Raw genomic sequence first — 12,339 nt, 5'->3', positions numbered from 1 at the left:
ACAAGATATTTTTATTGGTTAAAAATATGAATTTTCAATTGTAATATAATATTTTGTTTGCATAAAGTTAGAAAATAGATGGATTGACCCGTAAAACAAATGTTTGGTACAATGAAGCGGGTTAGAAGAGTATATACATACAAATATATAGCATGATTATTTGAATGAAGAACTGAGAAAATCCTTTAGTAAGGGATTATTTTATAACGAGGTGAATGGGGCATTGTTATCGGAATTATCGATTAGAAACTTTGCTATTATTGAAGCATTAAATATTTCTTTTCAAAAAGGTTTAACGGTTTTAAGCGGTGAAACAGGGGCCGGAAAATCGATTATTATTGATGCAATTAGTTTACTTGTAGGTGGCCGTGGGTCAGCAGAATTTGTTCGATATGGAACAGAGAAGGCTGAGATTGAAGGGCTATTTTATGTTGAAGATGAGAAGCATCCATGTATTGAAAAGGCAGAAGAGTTAGATATAGAAATAGAAGATGGCATGATTATTTTAAAGCGTGATATTGCTGCGAACGGGAAGAGTGTATGTCGTGTAAATGGGAAGCTTGTTACACTTAGCATATTAAAAGAAATTGGGAAAACACTTGTTGATATTCATGGACAGCACGAAACGCAAGATTTAATGAATGAAGAACGACATCTGTTTATGCTTGATCACTTTGATGGGGATCGAATCGTTAAACAATTAGACATATATCAAAACGTATACGCTGACTATGAAAAATTAAAAAAACAATTGAAATCGTTAAGTGAAAATGAGCAACAAATGGCACATCGCTTAGATTTAATTCAATTTCAGCATGAAGAAATTCGCAAGGCGGATTTAAAGATGGATGAAGAAAATGAATTAACTGAGGAACGATTGCAAATTTCTAATTTTGAAAAGATTTATAAAGCGTTAGGTGATGCATATCGTTCGTTAAGTGCCGACGGACAAGGGTTAGATAATGTAAGAAGTGCAATGGGGCAAATGGAAAGTATTACACATTTAGATGAAGTGTATCAGGAGAATCATGATTCAATTGCAAATAGCTATTACTTATTAGAAGAGGTTGCCTATCAACTGAGAGAAAAGCTCGATATGATGGAATATGATCCAAATCGTTTAGATGAAATCGAAACACGTTTGAATGAAATTCGTATGCTAAAGAGAAAATATGGAAATACTGTAGAAGAGATTTTAGCGTATGCTGATAAAATTGAACAGGAAATTTTTACGATTGAAAATAAAGACGTTCATATTGAAACGACGAAGAAACAGTTGAAGGAATTAGAAAGTGTTATTCTGAAAGAAGCAACGTTGTTAAGTAATATGCGTCATGAGCTTGCAGAACACCTTACAAATGCAATTCATCAGGAATTAAAAGAATTATATATGGAAAAAACGAAATTTGAAGTGAGAATTATGAAGAGAGAAGGAAATGTAGAAGAGCCCCTTGTGGAAGGTGCGCCGGTAAGACTTACGGCGGATGGTTACGATCATGTGGAATTTTATATTTCAACGAACCCAGGAGAGCCGCTAAAACCACTTTCAAAGGTTGCATCTGGCGGAGAGTTATCTCGTATCATTTTAGCTTTAAAAAGCATTTTTTCTAAGCATCAAGGGGTTGCATCTGTTATTTTTGATGAAGTGGATACGGGTGTAAGTGGCCGGGTCGCACAGGCTATTGCGGAAAAAATTTATCGAGTATCAGTAAACTCGCAAGTACTTTGTATTACGCACTTACCTCAAGTAGCTTCAATGGCAGATTCACATTTATTTATTCGAAAACAAGTAGCGAATGATCGGACAATTACATCGGTTACTGTTTTAACTATGGAGGATAAAGTAACAGAAATAGCTCGAATGATTTCTGGTGTGGAAATCACAGATTTAACGACAGAGCATGCGAAAGAATTACTTACGCAAGCGCATCATTTTAAACAGACAGCAGAGGCTATCCAGTAATGGATAGCTTTTTTTCTCAAATGACGATTTCTTAATTCTTCCGGTTATAAATAAAGCACTGCAAGGAGAGATTAAAAAGTGAAGCCAAGAGGCTGAATGTGGGGTAGGAGCGAGGAGAGTGAACAAGTTGAAATTAGAAAAATTTCGAAAAATAATAGGTCTTTGTCTCCTTGTTTCTTTAGTTTTTATTGGATGTTTTAAACCGCTTCGAACGTTTATTTCATCACCGAAACAACTTGTTGTTTTTGAAGGACAACAATCAGAAATATCATCATTACCAGTTTTCAAAGCTTCATCCACAAATCGTCATGTATTTACAGTGAGTTCGAATGAACAAAAACAAGGACTTATGGTAAATTCTCATCAAAATGGTGAAGCTGATATGGTATTTCAGCTTGCTGGTTTTCCAGTAAAAAAAGTAAATGTGAAAGTGTTAAAAGATTTTAAAGTGATTCCAGGTGGACAATCAATTGGTGTGAAATTAAATACAAAAGGTGTACTTGTTGTAGGCCATCATTTAATTCAAACTGAAAAAGGTAAAATATCCCCTGGTGAAACAGCAGGTGTACAAATTGGAGATATGATTACTGAAATTAATGGTAAAACAATTGAAAGAATGAGTGATGTAGCACCGTTTATTCATAATAGTGGAGAAACAGGTGAACCGCTTAATCTTGTATTGTTAAGAGATGGAAAATATATTCGTACGAAGCTAACTCCACAAAAAGACAACGGTGAATCGTCTTATCGAATTGGCTTGTATATCCGTGATTCGGCAGCTGGAATTGGAACGATGACATTTGTTCATCCAGATTCTATGAAATATGGGGCACTTGGTCATGTTATTTCTGATAATGATACGAAAAAGCCGATTCAAGTCGAAGATGGACAAATTATGCGCTCGACAGTTACATCAATTGAAAGAGGTAGTCATGGGAATCCAGGGGAGAAATTAGCAAGATTCTCACCAGACCGTGAAGTGATTGGCAATATTACAATTAATAGTCCATATGGTATTTTTGGAAAATTAAATACGAATATGAAAAACGGTATAATGGATAAAGCAATGCCTATCGCATTATCTCATCAAGTAAAAGAAGGACCGGCAAAAATATTAACAGTTATTGATCAAGATAAAGTAGAAGCGTTTGATATTGAAGTCGTTAGTACAGTGCAGCAAAAATTCCCAGCCACAAAGGGTATGGTAATAAAAGTAACAGATAAACGTCTATTAGCGAAAACGGGCGGTATCGTACAAGGAATGAGCGGAAGTCCAATTGTACAAAATGGAAAAGTAATTGGTGCTGTTACACATGTATTTGTAAATGATCCAACATCAGGATATGGTGTTCATATTGAATGGATGTTACATCAAGCTGGAATTAATATTTATGATCAAGAGAAAAAAGCGAGCTAATATATATTATTAGCTCGCTTTTTCTGTTGAAAAATTCGTTGAAATTTTGTAAAAGCTCCGCAAGAGGTGTTTTTTGTTGTAAAATAAAAGGAAAGGGTTGAACGTTTCGTTGTATTTCTATGATGGAATGTGTTGCGAAAGGGAATAAATGAACGATAAACATATTTTTTTGTGATTTTATCGGAAAGTAAGAAACTTTAAAAGGGAATTTTCACACAATTGTCGAACAATTCATGTAGCCTAGAAGGATACACATGTCGGAGAATCGATTCGGTAAGGGAGGAAAAGCTGTGGAGAAAATTAAAGTATGTCTTGTGGATGATAATAAAGAACTAGTATCAATGTTAGAGAGCTATGTAGCCGCTCAAGATGATATGGAAGTAATCGGTACTGCTTATAATGGTCAAGAGTGTTTAAACTTATTAACAGATAAGCAACCTGATGTACTCGTTTTAGACATTATTATGCCACACTTAGATGGTTTAGCTGTATTGGAGAAAATGCGACATATTGAAAGGTTAAAACAGCCTAGCGTAATTATGTTGACAGCATTTGGCCAAGAAGATGTGACGAAAAAAGCAGTTGACTTAGGTGCCTCATATTTCATATTAAAACCATTTGATATGGAGAATTTAACGAGTCATATTCGTCAAGTGAGTGGTAAAGCAAACGCTATGATTAAACGTCCACTACCATCATTCCGATCAGCAACAACAGTAGATGGAAAACCGAAAAACTTAGATGCGAGTATTACGAGTATCATTCATGAAATTGGTGTACCCGCTCATATTAAAGGATATATGTATTTACGAGAAGCAATCTCCATGGTATACAACGATATCGAGTTATTAGGATCGATTACGAAAGTATTGTATCCAGATATCGCAAAGAAATATAATACAACAGCAAGCCGTGTGGAGCGCGCAATTCGTCACGCGATTGAAGTAGCTTGGAGCCGTGGGAATATTGATTCTATTTCGTCCTTATTCGGTTATACAGTATCCATGTCAAAAGCAAAACCTACGAACTCTGAGTTTATCGCAATGGTTGCGGATAAGCTGAGACTTGAACATAAAGCTAGCTGAGAGTAGAAGTAGCAATGGGTTTTCGTTTTAGTAAAACCGATGTATGCTGGAACGCTATGCTCGATGTTAATTTTAAAGCCAATAAACTTTTTAATGAAAGACCAATGAATGTTATAATTCGTTGGTCTTTTTATTTTGTTGAGAAAAAGAGATTATTTGATATCATGGGAAATAAAACCTATTTTTAGTAATATTACATGTAAGTGAGTTTTTTATAAGGCAATAAAATAGATATAGATAGGGAGAAGGGGAATGGAAAATAAAATTTCAACTTGGCTAGGAATAGTAGCAGCTATGGGAGTTCTTGCTATTGCAGTTACATTTGGAATGTTAGAACTTGCAGATAATCCAGTAGATAAAAAAGAAGACCAAACAATAGTAGGTAGAGAGGTGGATGGGGTCTTTGTTGATGTGTATGTTACTGAAAATTCTACTGAAAGCGAAGTCATTACAGCGATGCATCGCATGACTCATCAAAAAGTGGTGGCAGAACGAAAATCGGGCTCTATCCCAATGATTCAAAGTAATGCTAAAAAATTAAAAGAAATTATAAATAAGAGTAGCTTTACGAAGAAAAATGAACTTTTAGCAATTGCTGATAGATGGGCGAAAAAAGATTTTAGTAAAATTGTAGAAGATCACAATTATTTCTCGGATGCTCAAGAAGATAGCGTTTGTAAAGTAACTAGAGCAATGGATGCGTTAGAAGAGCAACATTATATTTTAACTACATTCGGGGAGGAAAAAGCGAAAGAACTATACGAATCAGGGGATGCTCCGCACGTTCAATAAAAAATAATATAAAGGACTTCTCTAGTTTTTTTATTATCGTGTTTTAAGGACGTAATGGGACTTATAAATAAATGGTCTGCTTTCTTTATGACGTGTAACAAAAAAGAAAAGATGTGATTCATTATTAAATGATGAAGGAACGGCTAAATCACATCGTAGTACATCTGTTAAAGGATTTTAGTAGGAAAGGCATCCGTGATATAATAGAAAATAATAAAAAGTCCTGCAAAACAGGACTGTATTATTCTTCGTCTTTATTTTGTTTTTCTAATTCAACTAGCTTTTGAATTAAAATGTGCTGCGGCATATGCATGAGTTGTTCAAGTGGAACACCTAGTGCTTTTGATAAGCGGACTGCAGTATCTGGAGAGATTTGTAATGGTCTCATAGAAGTACCTCCTTTTTCGTATAGTATAGCATAAGATTGGGGGAGTGAGGATGACTCTTATATTTGCACATCGTGGTGCGGCTGGAACGTACCCAGAAAATACAATGATTTCATTTGAAGCGGCTGAGTCTTTTAGAGCGGATGGAATTGAACTTGATGTTCAATTAACGAAAGACGGAAAAGTTGTCGTCATTCATGATGAAACGGTGGACCGGACAACAAATGGAAAAGGTGCGGTTCGGAATTATGTATATGAGGACTTATGCAAGTTAGATGCAAGTTATAAATTTGGTGATAAAGTAGGTTTTTGTAAAATACCACTTTTAGAAGAGGTATTAGAATGGCTTGCACAAACGAGTTTGCTACTTAATATTGAACTTAAAAATAATAAAATTCCATACAGAGGTTTAGAGGAAGAAGTTATAACGCTTGTACGGAAATTTAGTCTAGAGGATCGTGTTATATTTTCTTCGTTTAATCACTACAGTATGAAACGGTGCCATATGATGGCTCCTGATATTCAAACAGCAATTTTATATCGCGAAGGTTTGCATAGTCCGTGGGCATACGCGAAAAAAATGGGCGCTACAGCAGTACATCCGAATTATCGTTACCTTCAAGATGCTATTGCCGAACTAACGATGGAAAGTGGTGTAGAGGTTCGCCCTTATACAATTAATGAAGAAACGCTTATGCGTAAATATTTTGATATGAATATATCGGCGATTATTACTGATTACCCTGAAACGGCCAGAACGTTAATGCCAATAAAAAAATGAGACCGCGTGTAACGGTCTCATTTTTTTATTTATAAATAGTGGGGCATTCCTATCTTCTAAAGCGAGCTTGTACTTTATTTCGTTTACGGTCTCGGTGCAAGACGAAGCCACCGAAGATATAAAACCCGAGCCCGAAGCAGAGAGCGCCGATTAAAAATTGTAACCACAGTATAGAGATTGGTGGAAATAGAATCCCGAATACAGTATCTCTCATTAACTTTATACCAAACACAGCTAATGAAATAGGGATGAGTGCTAATAGTAGAGCAACGTAACGCTGCATACATAACGCTCCTTTTCAGATTATTTCGTATATTTTAATGATGTTATAAGGAAAGGGGGTTTGTCAAGAGGGTGCTGAACGAGTAAGATAAAGGTGTGAAAAAATTTGCAGAGTTACTTCGAGAGGAAGTGGGATATATGAAACAAAAAGTATTAATTGTTGGTGCAGGTGAAGGCGGGAGCGCACTGCTGAATCTGTTACAAAGTTCGAATATATTTCAAATTATAGGGATTATTGATATAAATCCGTTGGCAAAAGGACTACAAATTGCTAAGGAATACGGGATTGCAATTGGAGAAAGTGTAACTCCATTTCTTTCTATGCATATCGATGTAATATTTGATATGACAGGTGAAGATGATGTGCATAAGGTTTTATTGGAAAAAAAGAAAAAAGACACTCTTCTTATACCAGGTGATATCGCAAAAATTGTTACAGGATTAGCGCATGAGAAGGAAGGGCTGATTGGGCGATTAGAGGAACAAACGCAACAAGGAGAATTAATTTTAAATTCTACACATGACGGCATGATCGTAATTGATCGAGAGGGACAAGTTCGTCTTTTTAATAAAAGTGCAGAGCGTATTATCGGATATAAAAAAGAAGAGGCGATAGGAAAATATATTTTAGAAGTCATTCCAACTAGTAAATTACTTCGTATTATACGTACGAAACAAATAGAAGTAAATTATGAACTAACATTAGAGAATGGAAAGAAAATTATTACAACGCGTATACCGATATTAAAAGAGGGCGGAGAGGTACAAGGGGCATTTGCAATTTTTAAAGATATAACAGAAGTTGTAGATTTAGCGGAAGAAGTTACAGATTTAAAGGAGATTCAAACACTATTAGAGGCAATTATTAACTCATCTGAAGAAGCAATTTCGGTTGTGGATGAAAAAGGAAGAGGTTTAGTCATTAACCCGGCATATACGAAATTAACGGGTTTAACAGAAGAAGATATTATTGGGAAGCCTGCTACAACTGATATTGTAGAAGGCGAAAGTATGCATATGAAAGTACTTCGAACGCGTCGTGCGGTGCGCGGAATACATATGAAGATTGGGCAAAAAAAGCGCGATGTAATTGTAAACGTGGCACCAGTCATTGTGGATGGAATATTGAAAGGAAGCGTCGGCGTTATCCGTGACGTGTCGGAAATTCAAAAGTTAACAAATGAATTGAATAGAGCAAGGCAAATTATTCGCACATTAGAAGCGAAATATTCATTTGATGATATTGTCGGGAATTCAGATGAAACAACGGCAGCTATCGAACAGGCGAAGCTAGGAGCAAATACACCAGCAACAGTACTGTTACGCGGTGAATCTGGGACTGGTAAAGAATTGTTTGCACATGCAATCCATAATGGAAGTAATCGAAAATACAATAAGTTTGTCCGTGTAAACTGTGCGGCCATTTCGGAGACGTTGTTAGAAAGTGAATTATTTGGTTATGAGGAAGGGGCGTTTTCTGGAGCGAAAAGAGGCGGGAAACGTGGGTTCTTTGAGGAAGCAAATAACGGTAGTATTTTTTTAGATGAAATAGGGGAGTTATCTGCAAATACACAAGCGAAACTCCTTCGTGTACTGCAGGAAAAAGAAATTGTAAAAGTTGGTGGAACGAAAGCGATACCTATTAATGTTCGAGTAATTGCAGCGACGCATGTGAATTTAGAAAAGGCTATTCTAGAAGGGAAGTTTAGGGAGGATTTATATTATCGATTAAATAAAATCCCAATTCAAATTCCATCTCTTCGTCAACGTAAAGGAGATATACCGACAATTGCGGACAGATTGATTCAAAAAATTAATCAAGATTACGGTCGTAATGTAGAAGGGCTCACTGATTCAGCCATTTTATATTTACAATCATACGAATGGCCAGGGAATGTGAGGGAACTTGAAAATATTCTGGGAAGAGCTATTATCTTTATGAATTATAACGAGACCTATATTGATGTACACCATTTACCGCCATTACATAACGAAGAGCAGGTGGAGTCAAAGCAATCTCATTTATTACCTGAATTAGAAGAAAAGCCACTTGAACATTTAGTGACAGAGTTTGAAGGGAATATTATTCATGAATATTTGGAGAGATTTGATGGGAATAAAACGCAAACTGCAAAAGCGTTAGGAATTTCCGTTCGAAATTTATATTACAAGATAGAAAAGTATGACCATGCAAAAAATAGCATGCAATAAATTGCGTACCGTGCAATTTATTGCATGGTATACAAAAAGCGACAAAATAAGACAGAATCTTTTGTTATTTTCCAAAGTATTGATTTTACTGCATTTTGAATGCGTTTTCATTATTGGTAAGACCACTTTTAAAAGTTGGCACGGTATTTGCTTTATAAATAGACGAGGGACGACGGAAAGGGTTGATTACAAAATATGAAGTTAGAATACTTAATTGATCAAGCAGCAGGGCAGCCTAAAAAAACTGTAGCTGTAGCAGTAGCTGAAGATCATGAAGTAATTGAAGCTGTAGCGAAAGCAATTAAATTACAGTTAGCTCAATTTCGTCTATATGGAAATCAAGAAAAAATAATGGGGATGCTACAAGAACATGGTTTACAAACTTCAGAACATGTTGAAGTGATTGCAGCAATGTCTAGTGCAGAGGCTGCAGAACTTTCTGTTAAAGCTGTGAGAAATGGTGAAGCAGACGTGCTTATGAAGGGGAACATCCCAACAGCGAATATTTTGAAGGCTGTGTTAAACAAAGAGTGGGGCCTACGTAAAGGTAGCGTACTTTCACATGTAGCAGCATTTGAAGTTCCAAATTACGATCGTCTTATTTTTGTTACAGATGCAGCGATGAACATCGCACCTGATGTAACACAAAAAGCTGCTATTATACAAAATACTGTAGAAGTTGCCCGGGCAATAGGAATCGACTTGCCAAAAGTGGCACCAATTGCAGCAGTAGAAGTTGTGAATCCAGCGATGCAGGCGACAATTGATGCAGCGATGTTAACACAAATGAATCGCCGCGGACAAATTAAAGATTGTATCGTTGATGGACCACTTGCTTTAGATAATGCAGTATCACAAATTGCAGCAGAGCATAAAGGCATAGTAAGTGATGTAGCAGGTAAGGCAGATATTTTACTCGTCCCAACGATTGAAGCTGGAAATGTGCTATATAAATCACTCGTATACTTTGCGGATGCAAAAGTAGGAGCAATGATTGCTGGCGCAAAAGCACCGATTGTTTTAACATCTCGTGCTGATTCAGCAGAAACAAAAGTATATTCATTAGCATTGGCAGTTGCGACTGCTTCAAAATAAACCAAAAAGGGTAAAACATTAGGGGGAAACGACAATGACATTAGAAATCTTCGAATACTTAGAAAAATATGATTATGAGCAAGTAGTATTTTGTCAAGATAAAGAATCTGGTTTAAAAGCAATTATTGCAATTCATGATACAACACTTGGACCGGCTCTTGGTGGAACAAGAATGTGGACATATGATTCTGAAGAAGCGGCGATTGAAGATGCATTGCGTCTTGCAAAAGGGATGACATACAAAAACGCAGCAGCTGGTTTAAACTTAGGTGGTGCGAAAACAGTAATTATCGGTGATCCTCGTAAAGATAAGAGCGAAGCAATGTTCCGTGCACTAGGACGTTATATCCAAGGACTAAACGGACGTTACATTACAGCTGAAGATGTTGGTACAACAGTAGATGATATGGATATTATCCATGAAGAAACTGACTTTGTAACAGGTATCTCACCATCATTCGGTTCTTCTGGTAACCCATCTCCGGTAACTGCATACGGTGTTTACCGTGGTATGAAAGCAGCTGCAAAAGAAGCTTTCGGTACTGACAATTTAGAAGGAAAAGTAATTGCTGTTCAAGGCGTTGGTAACGTAGCATATCACCTATGCAAACATTTACACGCTGAAGGAGCAAAATTAATCGTTACAGATATTAATAAAGAAGCTGTACAACGTGCTGTAGAAGAATTCGGTGCATCAGCAGTTGAACCAAATGAAATTTACGGTGTTGAATGCGATATTTACGCACCATGTGCACTAGGCGCAACAGTTAATGATGAAACTATTCCACAACTTAAAGCAAAAGTAATCGCAGGTTCTGCAAATAACCAATTAAAAGAAGATCGTCATGGTGACATCATTCATGAAATGGGTATTGTATACGCACCAGATTATGTAATTAATGCAGGTGGCGTAATTAACGTAGCAGACGAATTATATGGATACAATAGAGAACGTGCACTAAAACGTGTTGAGTCTATTTATGACACGATTGCAAAAGTAATCGAAATTTCAAAACGCGATGGCATAGCAACTTATGTAGCGGCAGATCGTCTAGCTGAAGAGCGCATTGCAAGCTTGAAGAATTCTCGTAGCACTTACTTACGCAACGGTCACGATATTATTAGCCGTCGCTAATCATTCATATATAACTTTTACAAAAGGTGTGGTTACCTCTTATGAGGTTTCCACTTCCTTTTGAATTTATTAGTGGAGGTAGCAACATTGTCTGTAAATCGAATTCTTGTTATTAACCCAGGTAGTACATCCACAAAAATTGGTGTTTTTGATAATGAAAGACCCGTTCTAGAAGAAACGATTCGTCATGACGTAGAACAGATTGGAAAATATAAGAGAATTATCGACCAATATGAGTTTCGAAAAGAAACGATTTTAGAAGTTCTACATTCTCATGGTATTAACATTTCAAAATTAAACGCTGTTTGTGGGCGTGGTGGATTACTTCGTCCAATCGAAGGCGGTACGTATACAGTAAACGATGCGATGTTAGAAGATTTGAAAAATGGCTTTAGCGGTCATCACGCTTCAAACCTTGGAGGCATTTTAGCATATGAAATTGCTTCTGGATTAAACATTCCTGCATTCATTGTAGATCCTGTCGTTGTAGATGAGATGGAGCCGGTTGCTCGTATAAGTGGCATTGCTGGTATGGAACGCAAAAGTATCTTCCATGCATTAAATCAAAAAGCAGTTGCTCGTAAAGTAGCTGAACAGTTAAATCACAAATACGAGGATTTAAATTTATTAGTTACACATATGGGTGGCGGTATTACAGTTGGTGCTCATAAAAAAGGAAGAGTAATCGATGTGAATAACGGTTTAAACGGAGAAGGACCATTTAGTCCAGAGCGCGCTGGTACAGTACCAGTAGGGCAACTAGTAGAAATGTGTTTCTCTGGTGAGTATTACCGTGATGAAATGATTAAAAAACTTGTCGGACAAGGTGGACTTGTAAGTTTAATCGGTACAAATGATGCGATTAAAGTAGAGCAAATGGTTGAAAAAGGTGATCCTGAAGCAACTCTTATTTATAAAGCAATGGCATATCAAGTTGCAAAAGAGATTGGCGGAGCTAGCGCTGTACTTCACGGGAAAATCGATGCAATCGTATTAACTGGTGGACTGGCATACAGTAAAATTCTTGTCGATGAAATAAAAGAGCGAGTGGACTGGATTGCAGATGTTATCGTACATCCAGGCGAAGATGAGTTAGAAGCGTTAGCAGAAGGAGCACTTCGTGTATTACGTGAAGAAGAAGCTCCAAAAGAATACGTTGTACGTGAAAAAGAAACGGTAGCTAGGGGTTGAG

Annotated in this window: 11 protein-coding genes; 9 read left to right on the top strand and 2 right to left on the bottom strand. The window is 36.7% G+C overall.

The window, feature by feature from the left end; all coding sequences use genetic code 11:
* Window positions 1–223: 223 nt before the first annotated feature.
* The 4 genes from recN (at window position 224) to ACUN13_RS02300 (ending at window position 5,257) form a co-directional block, all read left to right on the top strand.
* Complete coding sequence (gene recN, locus ACUN13_RS02315; protein ID WP_000947768.1) at window positions 224–1,963, top strand: DNA repair protein RecN; 1,740 nt, start codon at window positions 224–226, stop codon at window positions 1,961–1,963.
* Window positions 1,964–2,081: 118 nt separating this feature from the next.
* The gene (gene spoIVB, locus ACUN13_RS02310) at window positions 2,082–3,380 is read left to right on the top strand and encodes a SpoIVB peptidase (protein ID WP_002000940.1); all 1,299 of its coding nucleotides are present in this window, start codon (window positions 2,082–2,084) and stop codon (window positions 3,378–3,380) included.
* A 290-nt stretch (window positions 3,381–3,670) separates the two neighbouring features.
* The gene (spo0A, locus tag ACUN13_RS02305) at window positions 3,671–4,465 is read left to right on the top strand and encodes a sporulation transcription factor Spo0A (RefSeq protein ID WP_011110369.1); all 795 of its coding nucleotides are present in this window, start codon (window positions 3,671–3,673) and stop codon (window positions 4,463–4,465) included.
* Window positions 4,466–4,717: 252 nt separating this feature from the next.
* Complete coding sequence (locus tag ACUN13_RS02300; RefSeq protein ID WP_025687930.1) at window positions 4,718–5,257, top strand: PRK06770 family protein; 540 nt, start codon at window positions 4,718–4,720, stop codon at window positions 5,255–5,257.
* Window positions 5,258–5,498: 241 nt separating this feature from the next.
* Here ACUN13_RS02300 and ACUN13_RS02295 read toward each other — a convergent pair whose 3' ends face one another.
* Window positions 5,499–5,645: a YycC family protein gene (locus tag ACUN13_RS02295; protein ID WP_001247671.1), complete on the bottom strand. Its 147-nt coding sequence runs from the start codon at window positions 5,643–5,645 to the stop codon at window positions 5,499–5,501.
* Between the two features lie 50 nt (window positions 5,646–5,695).
* Here ACUN13_RS02295 and ACUN13_RS02290 point away from each other — a divergent pair, with 50 nt between their 5' ends.
* Window positions 5,696–6,424, top strand: a complete 729-nt coding sequence (locus ACUN13_RS02290; protein ID WP_000172575.1) for a glycerophosphodiester phosphodiesterase — start codon at window positions 5,696–5,698, stop codon at window positions 6,422–6,424.
* 49 nt (window positions 6,425–6,473) lie between these two features.
* Here ACUN13_RS02290 and ACUN13_RS02285 read toward each other — a convergent pair whose 3' ends face one another.
* Entirely contained in the window at window positions 6,474–6,707 is a 234-nt protein-coding gene (locus ACUN13_RS02285; RefSeq protein WP_001190211.1) for a DUF2627 domain-containing protein, read from the bottom strand.
* A 137-nt stretch (window positions 6,708–6,844) separates the two neighbouring features.
* Here ACUN13_RS02285 and ACUN13_RS02280 point away from each other — a divergent pair, with 137 nt between their 5' ends.
* The 4 genes from ACUN13_RS02280 (at window position 6,845) to buk (ending at window position 12,338) form a co-directional block, all read left to right on the top strand.
* Window positions 6,845–8,917, top strand: coding sequence for a sigma-54 interaction domain-containing protein (locus tag ACUN13_RS02280; RefSeq protein ID WP_025687929.1), 2,073 nt, complete (start codon window positions 6,845–6,847; stop codon window positions 8,915–8,917).
* A 195-nt stretch (window positions 8,918–9,112) separates the two neighbouring features.
* The gene (gene yqiS, locus ACUN13_RS02275; protein ID WP_000764677.1) at window positions 9,113–10,012 is read left to right on the top strand and encodes a phosphate butyryltransferase; all 900 of its coding nucleotides are present in this window, start codon (window positions 9,113–9,115) and stop codon (window positions 10,010–10,012) included.
* Window positions 10,013–10,046: 34 nt separating this feature from the next.
* Window positions 10,047–11,147: a leucine dehydrogenase gene (locus tag ACUN13_RS02270; RefSeq protein WP_000171355.1), complete on the top strand. Its 1,101-nt coding sequence runs from the start codon at window positions 10,047–10,049 to the stop codon at window positions 11,145–11,147.
* An 87-nt stretch (window positions 11,148–11,234) separates the two neighbouring features.
* Window positions 11,235–12,338, top strand: a complete 1,104-nt coding sequence (buk, locus tag ACUN13_RS02265) for a butyrate kinase (RefSeq protein ID WP_000115781.1) — start codon at window positions 11,235–11,237, stop codon at window positions 12,336–12,338.
* Window position 12,339 lies beyond the last annotated feature (1 nt).

It is taken from the genome of Bacillus cereus group sp. Bce041 (assembly GCF_052646455.1).
The sequence above is the reverse complement of the archived record's forward strand: the minus strand, read 5'-3'. Positions and strand labels throughout refer to the sequence as shown.

Bases quoted from the DNA above. Each gene is read 5' to 3' on its own strand.
- ACUN13_RS02300 (WP_025687930.1), top strand. From the start codon at position 4,718: ATGGAAAATAAAATTTCAACTTGGCTAGGAATAGTAGCAGCTATGGGA.
- ACUN13_RS02295 (WP_001247671.1), bottom strand. From the start codon at position 5,645: ATGAGACCATTACAAATCTCTCCAGATACTGCAGTCCGCTTATCAAAA.
- ACUN13_RS02290 (WP_000172575.1), top strand. From the start codon at position 5,696: ATGACTCTTATATTTGCACATCGTGGTGCGGCTGGAACGTACCCAGAA.
- ACUN13_RS02285 (WP_001190211.1), bottom strand. From the start codon at position 6,707: ATGCAGCGTTACGTTGCTCTACTATTAGCACTCATCCCTATTTCATTA.
- ACUN13_RS02280 (WP_025687929.1), top strand. From the start codon at position 6,845: ATGAAACAAAAAGTATTAATTGTTGGTGCAGGTGAAGGCGGGAGCGCA.
- yqiS (WP_000764677.1), top strand. From the start codon at position 9,113: ATGAAGTTAGAATACTTAATTGATCAAGCAGCAGGGCAGCCTAAAAAA.
- ACUN13_RS02270 (WP_000171355.1), top strand. From the start codon at position 10,047: ATGACATTAGAAATCTTCGAATACTTAGAAAAATATGATTATGAGCAA.